Source organism: Arthrobacter sp. zg-Y750 (genome assembly GCF_020907365.1).
Taxonomy (GTDB): domain Bacteria; phylum Actinomycetota; class Actinomycetes; order Actinomycetales; family Micrococcaceae; genus Arthrobacter_B.
Window position 1 is genome coordinate 53,393 of the sequence record NZ_JAJJOC010000001.1, and the last position, 16,555, is coordinate 69,947.

Consider the following 16,555-nt stretch of genomic DNA (forward strand, 5'->3'; position numbering starts at 1 on the left):
CGATCCTGCACCTTCGGTGCCGGCGCTTACTTGCTTCATGACTCTAGACCTTCAGATACCGGCGGAGCGTCAACAGCGAGGATACCCCCGCCAACAGCGCACCGAGAACAAGTAGGACGGGTGTCAGGTACAGCACCTGCTCCGAGGAGATGAAAGCGGTGGTGGGGTACTGCCGGGCCAGTGCGCCGATGAAGAAGTGGGCGGTGCTCCACAGTGCCACGGAGGCCAGGATTGCCCCGATGACGGCGGCAATCACGCCTTCGAGCACGAAGGGCAGCTGGATGACGGCCTTGGACGCGCCGACCAGGCGCATGATGCCGGTTTCCCGCCGGCGGCTGAAAGCCGATAGCCGGATGGTGGTGGCTATCAGCAGGATGGCGCAGATCAGCATGACTGCGGCCACGCCCAGGGCAGCCACGGAGGCGAGGTTCAGGTAGGTGAACATCTTCTCGAAGAGCTCGCGCTGGTCACTGATGGACTCAACCCCCGGTTTCGAGGAGAAAGCCTCGTTGATGACCTCGTACTTTTCGGGATCCACCAGGGACACCCGGAAGGATTCGGGCAGCATGTCGGCCGTTATGCTGTCCACGATCGGCGAATTGGCGAACTGCTCACGGAAATGCGACAGCGCCGTTTCCTGGTCTTCGTACTCCACGGATTCGACGTACTTGTCGGCCCGCAGATCCGCTTCAATCGCGTCACGCTGTTCGTCCGTGACGGCACCGGAGGCGCAGGAGGCAGAGACATCATTGTCGGTGCACAGGTAGACAGCCACCTGCACGCGGTCGTACCAGTAGCCCTTCATCTGCCCGATCTGCAGCTGCAGCAGCCCGGCCGCACCCACGAAGGTCAGCGATACAAAGGTCACCAGGACAACCGAGATGACCATGGACAGGTTGCGGCGAAGCCCGGAACCGATTTCCCCCAGGACAAATGCGAGCCTCATTCGGCAACCCCGCTCTCGCGCCGCGCCGGAACATCGGGCGCGGTGCGCGTTTCCGCCGCAGGTTCACCCAGGTAGATGCCCTCGTGCTCGTCACGGATGATGTTGCCGTTGCGCAGTTCCACCACGCGCTTGCGCATGGCATTAACAATGTCATCGTCGTGGGTGGCCATCACTACGGTGGTGCCGTTCTGGTTCACCCGGTCCAGCACCTTCATGATGCCCAGGGACGTTGCGGGGTCCAGGTTTCCGGTGGGCTCATCCGCCAGCAGGATGCCGGGCTTGTTGACGATGGCCCGGGCAATGGCAACGCGCTGCTGCTCGCCGCCGGAAAGTTCATGCGGCATGCGGTCTTCCTTGCCCTCCAGACCCACGGTCTTGAGCACTTCCGGGACGGAGTCGCGGATGACGGCGCGGCTGCGTCCGATCACCTGCATGGCGAACGCCACGTTGGCGAAAACGGTTTTATTGGGCAGCAGGCGGAAGTCCTGGAAAACGACGCCGATCCCCCGTCGCAGCCGCGGTACGCGCCAGCTGGGGATCTTGGCGACGTTGGCGCCTGCCACGTACACCGTTCCCCGAGTGGCGTGCTCTTCCTTCATGATCAGCCGGATGAAGGTGGACTTGCCCGATCCGGACGCACCGACCAAAAAGACGAACTCGCCGCGGTCCACGTCAAGGCTGACCGAGTTGAGCGCCGGCCGGGAATTCCGGTCATAGAGCTTGGTGACATTGTCGAAGGTAATCATGACTACTTAGTGCCCATGGAGCAGCCGGAGACACGGGCCTTGGTTCGGGATATGGGCACCGGCCCCTCGACTATAGCCAGCTTCGAAGGCGATCAGCCATAACCGGGCACCGCGTGTCGACCAGGCGTGCAGTTCCGAGCCTGCGCCCGGCCGGTCCTACTTCGTGGCCGGGATGCTGCCGGTGGCGCGCCAGCGGATGCCGGCGTCAATGAAGTCGTCGATCTCGCCGTCGAACACTGCGGAGGTGTTGCCCACCTCGTGTTCGGTCCGCAGGTCCTTGACCATCTGGTAAGGGTTGAGCACGTAGGAACGCATCTGGTCTCCCCAGGAGGCCTTCACGTCACCGGCGAACGCCTTCTTCTCGGCGTCCTCCTGCTCCTTCTTCAGCAGCAGCAGGCGGGACTGGAGCACGCGCATGGCGGCGGCACGGTTCTGCAGCTGCGACTTTTCGTTCTGCATGGACACCACGGTGCCGGTGGGAAGGTGGGTCAGGCGCACCGCGGAGTCGGTGGTGTTCACGGACTGGCCGCCGGGGCCGGAGGAACGGAAAACGTCCACACGGATCTCGTTGTCCGGGATGTCGATGTGGTCTGTCGCCTCAATGAGCGGAATAACTTCGACGGCGGCAAAGGAAGTCTGCCGGCGGCCCTGGTTATCGAACGGGCTGATGCGGACCAGCCGGTGCGTACCGGCCTCCACCACCAGGGTGCCGAAGGCGTAGGGGGCCTTCACCTCGAAGGTGGCAGATTTCAGTCCTGCTTCTTCGGCATAGGAAGTGTCCAGCACCTGTGTGGGGTAACCGTGGCGTTCGGCCCAGCGCAGGTACATGCGCAGCAGCATTTCGGCGAAGTCGGCGGCGTCCACTCCCCCGGCTCCTGAGCGGATGGTCACCACGGCCTCGCGGGCGTCGTATTCGCCGGAGAGCAGGGTGACAACTTCCAGCTGGGACAGGGATTTGCGCAGGGATTCGAGCTCCGCCGCGGCCTCGGCCTTGGAGTCTGCGTCGGACTCATCCTGTGCCAGTTCCACGAGGACCTCAAGGTCATCGATGCGGGACTGGATAGTCCGGAGCCGTTCCAGTTCGGACTGGCGGTGCGAGAGCTTGGAGGTGATTTTCTGCCCTTCGGCAGGGTCATCCCAGAGGTCCGGAACGCCGGCCATCTCGCTGAGCTCTTCGATGTCCTCTTTGATCTTTGCCACGTCCGAGACCTCTTCAATGGAGGCGAAGGTGGAGCGGAGGGCGCGGATTTCTGCGGGAAAATCTATTTCTGCCATGGTGCTAACAGACTACGCCATGTCCCTGTGCCGCTGCTGATCCGCCGTCGTACTTCCGCCGCAGCCGATCCGTGACGCGCCGGGCCGCCCGCAAGGCTGTCCCGGCAGCCCGCGCTAGATTAAAGGAACGGACAATTTGCCTTCCGGAAGGAGCCTGTTTTGGCCGATCAGCAGGGACACCCGCAGCGCGGACGCATGTACACCCTCGATGAGCTCAACGACCTGGCGGAGGAGGGCGACCCCTGGGCCATGGGCAAGGTGGATGAGTGGGAACAGCACTTTGCCAACGAGTTCGCCGGTTCCATGACAGACCGGTGCCCTGACGAGGACTGCGACCAGTTCGGTGAGCGCGTGACCATCTGTTACGGCGAGGACGGCCAGATCCTGGACATCGACCACGGGGGCTGGGGCCACGGGCCGGCCCGGGACAAAGCTGCGGCAGAGAGCGAACGCCGCGCGTCCTAGCTCCGGAAAGGGACGCTCCCGGCGAGCAGGTCACTGGCTGACGGCGGCGTGCCTTCCCGGAGATGCAGGTTGCGCTGTCAGCACCGGCTGCTTTGCCGTCAAAAAAAGATACCTGTACGCCAGGACCGCACCCGCCGCCATCACCATGAGATAGGCCAGGGTCAACCCTTGCCAGGTGCCCGGAGGCTGCCACGCCGGATCAAGCATTTCCTTCCAGCGGACCATCTCGTCTAGACCTACCGTGTACCGTCGAAGAACATAAACGAAGGCATACGTGTGGACCGCGACCGCTGTGGCCAGCAGCCACTTCGCTGCGCTCCGCGCCCACAATGATTTCGGGAAGGGCTTGAACCTGAGGGCCACACCGCAGGCCAGCAGCAGCACCACTATGAGTGCCAGCAGATAGCGTCCCTGCCATATCCACCCGAGTTCCTGCACAACCTTCGCCTGCATTAGGGGCGGAACTGCAACAGCCGCGATGATGAGCAAATAGATACCCCACCGGCCGCGCACGGGACGTGATGTGATACCGGCCAGGAGAACGACCGCCATGGTGAAGTACCAGAAAATGTAGATGCCGGATGGCAGACGGGTGTCCAGCCAGCCCATAAAACCGATGTAACCGGTAGCGTAATCAAAGGTGCGATCCAGCATAATTGCCGCTGCTGTACTGGGATCAATATCCAGCGGTTCTCCCACCAGACTCTTAAAGCTTTGCGCTTTCACAAGCCACAGCAGGCTCAGCAAACATCCGGCCCCCAGGACCGCGATCATTGCTTGGCTGAACCTATCCGCCAGCACCCTCCCCAGCGGACGGTACCCATAGCTGAATACGGCGGCTGCAACTGCCAAAAGGAGCCACATAAGAGAGACCGGTCTCGTATTGGCAAGGAGAGCACCGGAAACGGCCACCATGAGAATGTTCAGCCGAACCGCAGTTAGTCCCGGATGGTTTTCGAGAACGACACAGAGATTCATGAAAACCGCCGCCGCGGCCGCAATCTCAAGGGCGTTCGGGTTCACTGAACCACTCAGGAACAAGACCATGGGGGTCAACGCCACCAAAGCGGCCGCGAAAGGCCATTTGGGTTTTCGTAGCTGCCCGGCGGCACACATTGTGGAGGCGAGCAGGGCAGCGCATAGCAGCCCGCTGAGTATCCGCATGCCGTAGACGGCCGGAGCACCGCTAAGAAACAAGGTCGGCAGGCCGGCTACAAGGTAGTAGATCGGGTTGTAGTTACCCGCACTGGTGCCTGCCGCTTCCAGCCCGTTGTCAGTTGCATCGAGGGGTGGCGCGCAGTCTGCAGTTACCCATGCCTTGAACTCATAACATTTTCCGTCATCGAGATGCGCCAAGTACCGCGGAACGTTAACCACGGTCTTTTCGGATTGCTGCCCGTTGAAGATGCCGATGAGCTGACCCCGGGCCACAGAGGCCGCCCGCACCACGTGCGCGTCTTCGTCCGGCACTGACAGCAAAGGGGAAGCAAGGGACCATATGGTCGTCAAAAGTCCAAGAATCGCGAATACAACCGGAAAGGACAGTTTGGGACGGCTTGCGTGGGGTCTCTTCTGGTGCATTCTTAGGTGTGTTCCTGGATGTAGGGTCGGGAGTAAAAATTGCTCGGCCGGCCTCAGCCGGGGCTATGCTTTGTCAAGTGTAGCGGCAGGGCGCATGGAACCGCGGTTCCACAACTGTTGATGTTGCGGCTATGTTTGGAAGGCTGCCGCTGTTCCCGGGCGGCCGCAGGAGAATACAACGTTCAGGCTATTTGAAGGATACGATGCCGCAGGCACCAAGAAATGAGCAGCATCTGTCCCTTAGGATCCTGCGTCATCGAACAGTCAAGTTTCTTGCCGTGGGCGGATTTTCCTTCATTATCGATCTCGGCCTGCTGGTTCTGTTGCACGAGGTGGGCAACCTTGATCTGTGGGTCGCAACGCCCATCGCATTTATCGTCAGCCTGGTTTTCAACTTCCTAATGCAGCGGAGTTTCACCTTCCGCTCCACGCACAAGCCGCTTATGAGCCTTCTGAAGTACTTGCTCTTAGTTGCGCTCAACGTTGCGGCGACGGACATTATTGTGAATTGGTTCGCCGGGGCCGGCCTAGGCTATTCGACCGGAAAGGTGGTTTCGACCGTCGCCACCATGGTCTGGAACTACTTTATTTACAAGTATTGGATTTTCCCTGCCGCCTCCCCTGACCGGAGGCCCCTGGTCGCTGACATCCTTTCCGTTGAAGCCGCCCCCTATGAGGGCGGCTACGGCCACCACGACGACGCTGGACGGCGGGCCTGACAGCTACTGCAGCAGGCGGGCCCGCGCCTCACTGACCGCTGTGACGGTAATTCCTTCCGGCACCAGGAAATTCACGACCGGCGGATGCACCCGTGCGGTCAGAACCACGTGTGCGGTCCGGCCGTCCGCAGTGCCGGTTTCCTCCTCTACGGCCAGGCCGGGGAGCCGTTCGTGCGCCCGTGTGTCGGTCAGGTAGCTGCGGGCCGCGGCGCGTACGGCATCGGGATCCAGCACCGTTGCAGGCCCTGCTCCGGCCGAAGGTTCCCCCAGCGAGAAGGTGTCCGCTGCCGCTACAGCTGCTCCGTCGGCGGCGGAGAGCAGCTTCTTCTGTCCGATATACACGGAGGACGCTGCCATCACCACTGTGACGGTCAGCAGGGTGAGCAGGGCATACCCGATGATCAGTACTCCTACCTGCCCCAGCTCGTCTCCGCTCCCCCGGCGGGCGGCATGCTTCATCCGAAGCGCTCCACGACCTGGGTGGATTCGGAGTCCACGGTCACTGCCGAGGCGCCGGGCCAGGGCAGCCCGGGCATCGGAACATCCACCTGCACACGGACGGTGACTGTCGAGCCGGGCTGCAGGCACTGGGCCGGGCAGCTGATCTCCATCCGCATCGCTTCCGCCGGCAGGCCGAAGTCGCCCAGTGCCAGTTCGGCAGCATCCCCGGCACGCTGCTCTGCCGCTGAGGTCCCGGGCGCTGAGGCATACACCTTCGCGGCGGCGTCCGCCGCGCCGACGGCGGCAAAGGAAGCGGCTTGGACCTGCCCCGCGGCCATCACCAAATAGACCACCGGAACCATCAGGAGCAGGCCGAGGAAGATGAATTCAACGACGGCGCTGCCGGCTTCGGTGTCCGCCGGCGTTGGCGCAGGCGCCGGCCCGCGGTCAGCGTGAAGGCGCATGGCCGGAGACCTCTATCCCGTCCTGCGGACCGATCAACCCGATCACCGGCAGGGGTGCCCGCACCGTGATTTCCAGCATCCGAACACCGTCCACCACCGTCTCGCTGCTTCTCACGTCCGCGGCATACTCCCCGCCCAGGGCACCTTCAATCAGCCCGGATGTCCGTTCTGCCCCATCGGCCGGGGAACGGTCCGCGAGGGCGCCGTAGCGCGCCCCGCTGGCAGCTGCGTCGATAAGGGTGTTGCGCACGTGCAGTACCAGTGCCAGCTGGATGACCGCCATGAACATGAGGCTTACCAGCGCCCCCACCATCACGAAGTCCACCACGGCAGAACCCTGCTCCCGCGCTCCGGACGTCGCTTCCCGGGCTGCCTGCCGGGCTATGGCTGCACCTGTTCCATGGCGGAGTCGAAGAGCCGTTCCAGGGCAGGCTGGACTACCACGAGGAGTCCGGCGACCAGGATGGCGGACATCAATGTGATCATCACCCAGCCCGGTACGTCTCCGCGCTCCCGGTCGGCGGGAGCAGCGGCCGCCTTGAACTGCTGCACCAACCGGTACCACCATCCCGCCGCAACGGCTACTACCGTCTTCCACGCTTCCACCGGTTCGCGCGTGCTGTCCCGGTGCCTGCTCTGGCGTTGTGCCATGTTGAGTCCTTTGCTCGAATCCGTCTGCCTCTTGTACTTCCCTCACCAGCTGCCTATAGCCCCAGGCGCAGCAGCGCGAGCCCGGGGAACACGGCAAACAGGATGGTCAGGGGAAGAATGCCGAAAATCACCGGCGCCATCATGCCGATCTCTTTTTTGCCGGCCGTTTCCATCAGTTCGCGCTTGGCTGCGTCCCGCACATCCTGGGCCTGGGCACGCATAACGTCGGCTAGCGGGGTGCCCCGGTCCACCGCCACGCTCACGCCGTCCGCGAACCGGCTCAGCGGCGCCAGCCGGATCCGGTTCGAAAAGTCCTGCAGCGCTTCGGTGAGGGGGATCCCAGACCTGGTTTGGGCGAGGACTTTGCGGAACTCCCCGGCCAGTTCGCCCCGGGCCGCAGCAGAGACCCGTTCAAGTGCACCAACCGCACTCTCCCCCGCGCCCACTGCGAGCGCCATCATTTCGGCCAGGCTCGGAAACTCCGCCAGGATCCGGGCATTGCGGAGTTTGATCCGCTGAGTCAGCACGTAATCACGCAGCAGGAAACCGGCAGCGGCACACGCTGCCGTGCCCGCCACCACGGAAAACGCTCCGATACGCCCGCTCCCCGCCAGCAGCACACCGGCCGTCCCTCCGGCCAGCAACCCTGCCCCGGCCCACAGAACCTGTTCCGCCCGGAAGTCCAGGACCGACTTTTGGCCGCCGGCCTGTTCCAGACGCACGGCCAGGGGGCCGTTGGCCGGGGAAAGCCGGTTCAGGCGCCGGACCGTGTCCCGCAGCACCGGCCGCAGAATACGTTCCAGGGTGCCGAAAGGGGTGATGTCCCCCTGCGACAGCAAGCGGGAGGCCGGCGTGACTGAGCGCAGGTGCGGTTCCACCCGCTCGGCAAAGGAGGTGCCCCGCGCCGCCGGCAGCCTGGCGGCCAGCAGCAGGAGTCCGAACCCCAGGAGGACACCGGCAAGTACGGCCAAGGGGCCGGCGGGCATCACCGCAGCACCCTTACATCTTCAGGCAGGGCGCCGATCCGCAGCATCAGCCGGTAGCAAAGGATCGAGACCGCCATACCCGCCGCCAACACCGCAGCCCCGGCACCGGTGTTGTAGGCGGCCGCTGTTTCCGGCCGGGCGGCCAGCAGCAGCAGCACGGCCCACGGCGCCGCCACTGCCAGACGGGCCGCGTTGACCGTCCACGACTGCCGCGCCAGCAGCTCGCTCCGCGTGCGGGCGTTCTCCCGCAGGAAACCGGCCAGGGTACCGAGCAACCGTCCCAGATCCGTGCCGCCCACCTGACGGGTGATCCGCAGGGCCTCGACAATACGGTCTGCCACCGGATCAGCCAGCGCGTCCTTCAGCCGGTTCAGCGCATCCTCGAAATCCCCTGCGGAGCGGTAATCGGCCGCGAAGGCACGGAAGTAGCCGCGCAATTCGCCGGGCCCGTTGTCCGCCAACTGGATGAGTGCCTCCGGAAGCGGCAACCCGGCCCGGATCGCCGAGCGGAGGTGGTCAACGACGTCGGGCCACAGCTCGGCCAGCGAAGCCCGCCTGCGCCGGGCCTGCATCCGTACCAGTGTGTAAGGCAGCCCGGCCCCAAAGAGACCGAAACAGGCGGCAATCGGCAGGGACAGGGTAACGATGAAGAACCCGGCCAGCACCAGCGCTCCCGTGCCCGCGCAGGTGGCCAGCAGCCCTGCCGCACTGACCCGTTCAATACCTGCCTGGCGCAGGAGTTCCTCAACGCGCGCGGTTCGGCGCCGCGCTGGAGCCGGTCCACGGTTCCAGCAGGACTGCCACAAAAGCAGCAGCCCCAGCCCGAGGCACAGCCCGGCAGCAGCGCTCATGCCCGGGCCTCCAGTAATGCGGCCACATCGATCCCTGCTTGGGCGAACTTCTCCGCAGCCGGCATGGACGACGCGGTCGCGGCCAGTTGCCCGCCGCCGGTGCGGGAGAATACCGACGACGTTTCGATGACCCCGTTTTCCACCCGGCGGCCCAGCGCAACCACTTCCGTGACTTCCCGACGTCCCGACGGTGTCCGTGCGCAGTGGACCACCAGGTCGATGCAGGCGGCAACCGTGGGAACCACGAAGGCGCTGGAAATATTGCTGCCGGCCAGAAGGGGAAGCGTGCATAGCTTGGTAACGGCGTCCCGGGCACTGTTGGCGTGGATGGTGCACATGCCGGGGAGGCCGGCATTCAACGCAATCAGCATGTCCAGGCTCTCCGCTTCCCGGACTTCCCCCACGATCAGGCGGTCCGGACGCATGCGAAGTGCCTCTTTCACCAGCCGGCGCAGCGGAATCTCGCCCTCGCCTTCCAGGTTTGCCTGCCGGCACTGCAGGCCCACTACGTCGCGCAGCGGCAGCTGCAGCTCGAAGATCTCCTCCACCGTCACTATCCGTTCCCTTGGCCCGATGGAGGCACCGAGACAGTTGAGCATGGTGGTTTTGCCGGCCTGCGTGGCCCCGGAGACGAGGATGTTCAGTCCGGCGCCGACGGCGGCGCCGAGGAAGCGGGCCGCCGGCGCGGACAATGTGCCAAGCTCCACCAGATGCTCCAGACGCCGCGCCCGGGCCACGAATTTGCGGATGTTCACTGCCCAGTGGCGCCTGGTGACATCCGGAATGGCCACGTGCAGGCGGGAGCCGTCCGGCAGGGCGGCGTCCACGAAAGGCGAGGAAAGGTCCAGGCGGCGCCCGGAGGACTTCAGCATGCGCTCCACCAGCAGCCGCACCTGCTCGGGTGTAAGCGACAGTGAGGTCAGTTCGGACCGGCCGTCCCGGGCCAGGTAGATTTCCGCGGGCGAGTTGATCCAGATTTCTTCCACGCCCGGGTCATCGAGCAGCGGCTGCAGCACGCCGAAGCCAGCCACCGAATCAAACACCTGCTGCCGGACGCTGTCCAGCCGGCCCAGCGGGGGCAGCGATCCAAGCAGGGAACGTTCGTCGTAGTCCGACACGGCCGCGTCCACCAAACGCCGTACTTCATTGACCTGTTCCTGCGGATCCAGGCCGCGCACGCGGATGAGCTCGCGCACCTCGTCCTCGACGATCCGCATGGCGTCCATGCTTCTCCCCCGCCCCCCGCTGACCGGGCCGGCGGCCCGGTTTACTGTGCCCGGCCCCTCACCGGGGCCACGGGCGACACACTAAGGCTGCGCGCACACAGGCGCGAGGGTACGGACGGACCCTGTGGATAAGCTCCGCCGTGACGCTCAGAGGGCCGGCTTCCGCACCTTGGTCAGTGCGCGGAAATGGATCGCGACGCCGGCCAGCGGGCCGATCAGCAGGCTCAGTACGCAGCGCACCTCGGTGGAAAACGGCAGGAGCAGGATCAGGAAGGCAAGGACGGATGCGGTCAGCCAGCCGGCCGTGTAGGCCCGGTGGCGTCCGGTGGCCAGCAGCGCCATACCCGACAGGGTCAGCACGGCAATTCCCGCCGTTGCCACGGTCAGCGCCGCCAGGACCCATCCCTGGATCCGGTAGTCGTCGCCGAAGAAGGTCATCAGCCACGGTCCCGCCCACCAGGCCAGCACGGCGCCGGCGCCGCCCAGGGCAAGCACTGCCAGGATTGGCCGGGACAGTGCTTTCCAGCCTTTGCCGTCTTCGGCCCGCAGCACCGCATTGATTGCCAGCCCCTGGAAAGCCACCAGGGGCAGCATGATGGGTGCCCGCGTCAGGGAAATGGCCAACAGCACCGGGGCTGCAGTGGCGAAGTCCTCCGGCGGCGTCGTGACCTTCACCAGCAGCGGATAGGACACCACCAGGGCGGCCGAGGCGGCAGCGGATACACACGCCTGGGCCGTACCGCGCAGCAGTAGTCCCAGCCGGACATCACCGTGGGCGCGCAGCCCGGCGCGGGCGGCAGGCGAGAACAGGACCAGCGCAGGCCACGCCAGCAGCGCAGCCAGGCAGGCAGCTTCCAGGCCCTGCAGGCCCAGCCCCAGGCCGGCAGCCCCTGTGACAGCAGCCAGGCGCAGCCCGGCTTCCAGCAGCACCAGCTTGGAATAGGGATGCCACTGGTCCATCGCCTGCAGCGCGCCCGACAACGCAGCATGAACGGCGAACACGAGGCTTGTGGCCAGGAGGATGCCCACGATGGTCCACTGCTGGCCCGAGCCGCCGATGCTGAACGGCACGGTCACCGCCGCCACGGCTACGGCCAGCACCGTGCCTGTGATCAGCGCACTTGCCGTGATGGACCCGCCCCTCGGCGTACCCGCCGGAGCGAGCAGGCTGCGGCCCACCGCCCGAGTGGACTCGGCCGCGATTCCGTTCAGGATCCCGTACACGGCAAAGAGTGCTCCCCAGAAAGCGAGGAAATCTGCATTGGCCGAGGCAGTGAGGCTCCGCGCTGCCACCACCAGGATCAGGAACCCGGACAACGCCGCGAACACCGACACCGCACCCACGCCGGTGGCCTGTCGCGAATCGATGCCGGGCACTCGGTTCTCCTATTGTTAGCTGCCGGTCCGTCCCATAGCATCAACCTGCTCCATGTGCGGGCCGGGAGGAAGTAAATCCCGCCCACACTACGCGCCGGACGGGTTTCAACGCCACAGCCGGGGCGGCGCTGCACGCTCTGTATTTCCTCGTCCCCGTTGTCCCGACGGAAGGAAAGCGGCAATGGAAACAATCGATGTGCTCCTGCCCTACTACGGCGACGTGGGCTTCCTGAAGGCGGCAGCGCAGAGCGTACTCGACCAGGACTACCCTGACTGGCGGCTGGTGGTCCTTGACGATGCGTATCCCGACGACGAACCCGCCCGCTGGTTCGCGGCACTCGCCGATCCGCGGGTAACTTACATCCAGAACCCTGCGAACCTTGGTGCCAGCGGGAACTACCGCAAGGCGCTGGCTCTCGCGGAAGCACCCATTGTGGTGATGATGGGCGCTGACGACCTGATGCTGCCGTCCTATCTGAGTGCCGTGGCAACCGCGCTTACCGCCCACCCGGATACGTCCGTGGTCCAGCCGGGAGTGGTGGTCATTGACGAATACGGTGCCCGGAGCCGGACCATCACCGACATGGTCAAGCGGCTTGCCTCACCCCGGCCGCGGCCCGAGTTGACCATCGGCGGCGAGGACATGGCCGCCAGCCTGCTGCATGCCGGCTGGCATTACTTTCCGTCCCTGGCCTGGCGGACCGAAGAGATGCAGCGGTTCGGCTTCCGGCCGGGGTACGACGTCGTCCAGGACCTCGCACTCCTGCTGGACATCGCGGCCGCCGGCGGTTCCATGCTCCTGATCAGCGATCCCGTCTTCCAGTACCGGCGGCACAGCAGCTCAGACTCGTCCGTACGGGCCATAGACGGACGGAGGTTTGCGGAGGAAAGGCGGTTCTTCCGTGAGGAGGCGGCCAGGTTCCGGGGGCTGGGCTGGAAGAAGGCGGCACTGGCAGCGGACCTCCACTGGACCTCGCGGCTGCACGCGCTGCTGGTGCTGTTAAGGAGCGTGCGCAGGCCAACAGTTCAGGGCACCGTTGTGCTGGGACGGCACGTCCTGACCTGACTGCTAATAGCCCGGGGCGGGCGCCAATCCAAGATAGGTTTCCAGGGTCCCTGCTCCTGAGGCCCGCAGGCCGGCAGCCATGGAGTCGCCGACATAGCGAAGGTGCCACGGCTCGTACGCGTAGCCGGTCACGGGTTCGGCGCCCTCCGGGTAGCGGACAATAAACCCGAAGCGGTGTGCATTCGCTTCGACCCACTGGCCGGCAGGGGTTTGTGCAAAACACGCCTGCAGCTGGCAGGAACCGTCGGCTGCGCCGACGTCGGCAGCCAAACCGCTTTGGTGCTCGCTGTGGCCGGGACGGGCAGAGATCCGGTCCGCTGCCTCCACGCCGTAGCGGGCCACATAAGAGTCGTAAACAGCCGACTGGGCGGAGTAGGAGCGGTAGGCGCTGACCAGCGCCAGATCCACACCTGCTGCTGCCGCGTCAGCCTGCATCCGGCTGAAAGCGTCAGCCGCCTCTGCCCGCAGTGTGCTGCCGCCCGCCGGAACCAGATCTGCCGGAGCATAGTCCGCGGGCCCAAACGGCCGCTGCTTGTTGACCACCGCGCCCACCGAGGCGGGGTCGTCAATATCGCGCTGCACTGCTGCCCCGGTGGAAGGGGACCAGGTGATCAGCCCACGTTGGAAGTGCTGGCGGCAGCTGCCGTCGCCGCAGACCGGAGCCTCAACGGGATAACCCAGCGGCCCCTCCTCGGCAGCCTCTGCTTCCCAGGCCGCACGGATGGCGCCCCAAACCGGCATGGCGCCGGTTGCCGGGGTCCATACAATGGCACCGTGCTGGTAGGTCCGTATGCAGCCGTTGTCGCGCTGGCCGCAGGTTTCCCGCCCGGTGGGGGCACCGAGGCCGCCGGAGGAACCGCCAAAGGAAGCATGCGCGGAATCGATGGCCGTCTCCTGGCCCGCGGTCGCACCGGAAACACCGGCGAAGGCAGCAAGGAGGACCACGGCATTGGCCACCGCCAACGAGCTTCGTGTCAGACGCATGTTCCTCCTTTTAAACGCAGTTCCTCAGTGCATTATCGGCAGCAGGAACCCTATTCGTTAGGTGTCACCGGCAACTTTCCCCGCTACCCTTTACCGGCTTGGTGGCCGGGCGAACTGTTACTTCCAGCGTGGCGTGCCTGCCCCGGATCCTGCGAAACCGTCAGGTACGCTTTAGCTCGTCTTACAGCGAATTCGCTGGCATTTGGTTCCGCGCACTGTCTGGAGAAACTCTTGAAGAACCGTTACGTTTTCCGGATGGCCGGCGCGGCCCTGGCCCTCGCACTTAGTTTCAGCGTAGTACAGCCGGCTGCCGGCTGGGCGCAAAACCAGGCCGGTGAGCAGGCTGTGGAAGCCGTTCCCGGCAATACCCCCGCCGCCCAGACAACGGAGCCGGCGGACCCGGCTGTGCGCGAAGGTGAAACAGTTCCGTCAGCTCCGCCGGAGTCCGCGGCCGACGGACCTGCCCAGGCCCCGGCCGATGCCGCACAGACCCCCGGGAGCACTCCCTCACCGTCCTCCGCACCCACGGTCCCAGCCGATGGGGCTCCCGCGGAGGACACGGATCTATTGGATGAGGTTGGGCCGCTTGGTGCCCGCATGGGGCAGGGCCTGGAACGCCTGCTGACCACCGGAGACCCCCAGGTGCCCACGCCCGAGGAGACGGCGTTGCGCGAAGCCGCCGATGCGGGGGCCCTGCCGGCTCCGGAAGCCGTAACGCCCAACCCGATTGCCGGGCCTGCCGCAGCTGTGGATCCCGCCGCCTCCCGCTCGGCAAAAGCCCCCGGCACGCTCCGGATCGAGGCGGCTTTCACCGCCTCTGATACGGCTGGGGTTTCCCCCGCCGCTGATTGGCGGCCGCAGGGACTCCAAGGCCTCGATGTAAGCAGCCATCAGGAAAACGTTGACTGGGCCGCAGCGTGGAACCAGGGCGCACGTTTCGCGTACGTCAAGGCAACCGAAGGAACGTCTTACACGAACCCGTATTTCGGGCAGCAATACAACGGGTCTGCAAACGTTGGAATGTACCGCGGTGCTTATCACTTCGCCCTTCCCAACCTTCAGGAAAGTGGTGCAGCACAGGCCAACTATTTCCTGGACCACGGCGGCAATTGGGCTTCCAACACCGGAACGCTGCCGCCGCTGCTGGATATCGAGTACAACCCTTACGCATCCATGGGCAACACCTGCTACAACCTTTCCGCCGGACAAATGGTTTCCTGGATTGCGTCCTTCTCTGACGCCGTTTATGCCCGGACCGGCACCTTTCCGCTGATCTACACGACCACCGACTGGTGGCGCACCTGTACCGGCAACTCGGCCCAGTTCGCCAATCACCGGCTGCACATCGCCAACTACAACACGGTAGGCGCGGGCACCCTGCCCAACGGCTGGTCCACCTACGCTATTTGGCAGTACAGCAGCGCCGGCCCCTACGTCGGCGATTCCAACGTGTGGAACGGCAATGAGGCCAGCCTCGAAGCTGCCACCCGTTACGAGGTCCCGTCCTCCTACGAGAACGTCCGCAGGGCCAGCGGCGTCGGGATTCCCCTGTCCAGGCTGGTGTGCGGGCTGCAGGCCGGCGGTTGCCTCCAGGACTTCCAATCCGGCAGCATCTACTCCACGCCGTCCACGGGCACCCACGCCGTCAGTGGCTCAATCAGGTCAGCTTGGTGGGCCACCGGCGGCCAGGGCGGTGCCTATGGCTACCCCATCTCCGAGCAGGTCTGCGGGCTCAAGGACGGCGGGTGCCTCCAGGACTTCCAGCACGGCACGTTCTACGCCACGCCTTCTAACGGCACCCACGGCGTCAGTGGAAGCATCCGGTCCGTCTGGTGGGCAGCAGGCGGCCAGGGCGGCCCCCAGGGCTACCCCATCTCCGACCTCGTCTGCGGCCTGAAGGACGGCGGCTGCCTCCAGGACTTCCAAAACGGCACCTTCTACGCCAGTGCCGTATCCGCCGCCCGCCCGGTCACCGGAGCCATCCGTGCCGCGTGGTGGGCGGCGGGCGGCCAGAACAGCTCCTACGGCTACCCCATCTCCGACCAGGTCTGCGGCCTCAAGGACGGCGGCTGCCTCCAGGACTTCCAAAACGGCACCTACTACATCACCCCGGCCAACGGCACCCGCGCCGTCACCGGCACCATCAGGAAATCGTGGTGGGCAGCAGGTGGCCAGGGCGGCCCCCAGGGCTACCCCGTCTCCGACCAGGTCTGCGGCCTCAAGGACGGCGGCTGCCTCCAGGACTTCCAAAACGGCACCTACTACATCACCCCGGCCAACGGCACCCGCGCCGTCACCGGCACCATCAGGAAATCGTGGTGGGCAGCAGGTGGCCAGGGCGGCCCCCAGGGCTACCCCGTCTCCGACCAGGTCTGCGGCCTCAAGGACGGCGGCTGCCTCCAGGACTTCCAAAACGGCACCTACTACATCACCCCGGCCAACGGCACCCGCGCCGTCAGCGGCACCATCCGCTCTGCATGGTGGGCAGCGGGCGGCCAGGGCGGCCCCCAGGGCTACCCCATCTCCGAGCAGGTCTGCGGGCTCAAGGACGGCGGCTGCCTCCAGGACTTCCAAAACGGCACCTACTACATCACCCCGGCCAACGGCACCCGCGCGGTCACCGGCGCCATCCGCTCTGCATGGTGGGCAGCGGGCGGCCAGGGTGGCGTCTACGGCTACCCGGTCTCCGACCAGGTCTGCGCATCAGACAGAATCTGCGTACAGGACTTCGAGAAGGGCACCATCAAGAAATGAGTGAGTCCCCCCTCCGCCGTTTC

General features: G+C 65.4%; 17 protein-coding genes. 4 read left to right on the forward strand and 13 right to left on the reverse strand.

Annotation, left to right across the window (positions count from 1 at the left end):
* Nucleotides 1–43 precede the first annotated feature (43 nt).
* From ftsX to prfB, 3 genes are all read right to left on the reverse strand, one after another.
* Nucleotides 44–946, reverse strand: coding sequence for a permease-like cell division protein FtsX (gene ftsX / locus LOC57_RS00255; protein ID WP_227924943.1), 903 nt, complete (start codon nt 944–946; stop codon nt 44–46).
* Nucleotides 943–1,692 (reverse strand): cell division ATP-binding protein FtsE, encoded by a 750-nt coding sequence (gene ftsE, locus LOC57_RS00260; RefSeq protein ID WP_227913768.1) that lies wholly within the window; start codon nt 1,690–1,692, stop codon nt 943–945. The genes ftsX and ftsE overlap by 4 nt, the downstream gene beginning before the upstream one ends.
* Before the next feature lie 156 nt (nt 1,693–1,848).
* Nucleotides 1,849–2,967: a peptide chain release factor 2 gene (prfB, locus tag LOC57_RS00265; protein WP_227913766.1), complete on the reverse strand. Its 1,119-nt coding sequence runs from the start codon at nt 2,965–2,967 to the stop codon at nt 1,849–1,851.
* A 159-nt stretch (nt 2,968–3,126) separates the two neighbouring features.
* Here prfB and LOC57_RS00270 point away from each other — a divergent pair, with 159 nt between their 5' ends.
* Nucleotides 3,127–3,432, forward strand: a complete 306-nt coding sequence (locus tag LOC57_RS00270) for a hypothetical protein (RefSeq protein WP_227913764.1) — start codon at nt 3,127–3,129, stop codon at nt 3,430–3,432.
* Between the two features lie 30 nt (nt 3,433–3,462).
* Here LOC57_RS00270 and LOC57_RS00275 read toward each other — a convergent pair whose 3' ends face one another.
* Entirely contained in the window at nt 3,463–5,013 is a 1,551-nt protein-coding gene (locus tag LOC57_RS00275) for a DUF2142 domain-containing protein (protein WP_231700390.1), read from the reverse strand.
* A gap of 203 nt (nt 5,014–5,216) precedes the next feature.
* Here LOC57_RS00275 and LOC57_RS00280 point away from each other — a divergent pair, with 203 nt between their 5' ends.
* Nucleotides 5,217–5,732: a GtrA family protein gene (locus tag LOC57_RS00280; RefSeq protein WP_227913761.1), complete on the forward strand. Its 516-nt coding sequence runs from the start codon at nt 5,217–5,219 to the stop codon at nt 5,730–5,732.
* Between the two features lie 3 nt (nt 5,733–5,735).
* On the opposite strand, the gene LOC57_RS00285 is transcribed toward LOC57_RS00280, so the two are convergent.
* The 8 genes from LOC57_RS00285 to LOC57_RS00320 form a co-directional block, all read right to left on the reverse strand.
* Complete coding sequence (locus LOC57_RS00285) at nt 5,736–6,191, reverse strand: hypothetical protein (protein WP_227913760.1); 456 nt, start codon at nt 6,189–6,191, stop codon at nt 5,736–5,738.
* Nucleotides 6,188–6,637: a hypothetical protein gene (locus LOC57_RS00290; RefSeq protein WP_229957461.1), complete on the reverse strand. Its 450-nt coding sequence runs from the start codon at nt 6,635–6,637 to the stop codon at nt 6,188–6,190. The genes LOC57_RS00285 and LOC57_RS00290 overlap by 4 nt, the downstream gene beginning before the upstream one ends.
* Nucleotides 6,621–6,965, reverse strand: coding sequence for a TadE family protein (locus tag LOC57_RS00295; RefSeq protein WP_331460617.1), 345 nt, complete (start codon nt 6,963–6,965; stop codon nt 6,621–6,623). The genes LOC57_RS00290 and LOC57_RS00295 overlap by 17 nt, the downstream gene beginning before the upstream one ends.
* 53 nt (nt 6,966–7,018) lie before the next feature.
* Nucleotides 7,019–7,288 carry a hypothetical protein gene (locus tag LOC57_RS00300; protein ID WP_227913758.1) on the reverse strand — a complete coding sequence of 90 codons (270 nt, stop codon included), beginning with the start codon at nt 7,286–7,288 and terminating at the stop codon, nt 7,019–7,021.
* Between the two features lie 53 nt (nt 7,289–7,341).
* On the reverse strand, nt 7,342–8,274 hold the full coding sequence (locus LOC57_RS00305) for a type II secretion system F family protein (RefSeq protein WP_229957463.1): 933 nt from the start codon (nt 8,272–8,274) through the stop codon (nt 7,342–7,344).
* Nucleotides 8,274–9,125, reverse strand: coding sequence for a type II secretion system F family protein (locus LOC57_RS00310; protein ID WP_227913755.1), 852 nt, complete (start codon nt 9,123–9,125; stop codon nt 8,274–8,276). Before LOC57_RS00310 ends, LOC57_RS00305 begins: the two co-directional genes overlap by 1 nt.
* Nucleotides 9,122–10,351, reverse strand: a complete 1,230-nt coding sequence (locus LOC57_RS00315; protein ID WP_229957465.1) for a CpaF family protein — start codon at nt 10,349–10,351, stop codon at nt 9,122–9,124. The genes LOC57_RS00310 and LOC57_RS00315 overlap by 4 nt, the downstream gene beginning before the upstream one ends.
* A 147-nt stretch (nt 10,352–10,498) precedes the next feature.
* A complete protein-coding gene (locus LOC57_RS00320) occupies nt 10,499–11,728 on the reverse strand; it encodes a hypothetical protein (protein ID WP_229957466.1) in 1,230 nt (409 codons plus the stop codon).
* Nucleotides 11,729–11,909: 181 nt separating this feature from the next.
* Here LOC57_RS00320 and LOC57_RS00325 point away from each other — a divergent pair, with 181 nt between their 5' ends.
* On the forward strand, nt 11,910–12,794 hold the full coding sequence (locus tag LOC57_RS00325; RefSeq protein WP_229957468.1) for a glycosyltransferase family 2 protein: 885 nt from the start codon (nt 11,910–11,912) through the stop codon (nt 12,792–12,794).
* Nucleotides 12,795–12,797: 3 nt separating this feature from the next.
* On the opposite strand, the gene LOC57_RS00330 is transcribed toward LOC57_RS00325, so the two are convergent.
* Complete coding sequence (locus tag LOC57_RS00330; protein WP_229957470.1) at nt 12,798–13,778, reverse strand: D-alanyl-D-alanine carboxypeptidase family protein; 981 nt, start codon at nt 13,776–13,778, stop codon at nt 12,798–12,800.
* Nucleotides 13,779–14,009: 231 nt separating this feature from the next.
* On the opposite strand from LOC57_RS00330, the gene LOC57_RS00335 reads away from it, so the two are divergent.
* Nucleotides 14,010–16,532: a GH25 family lysozyme gene (locus tag LOC57_RS00335; RefSeq protein WP_229957472.1), complete on the forward strand. Its 2,523-nt coding sequence runs from the start codon at nt 14,010–14,012 to the stop codon at nt 16,530–16,532.
* Nucleotides 16,533–16,555 lie beyond the last annotated feature (23 nt).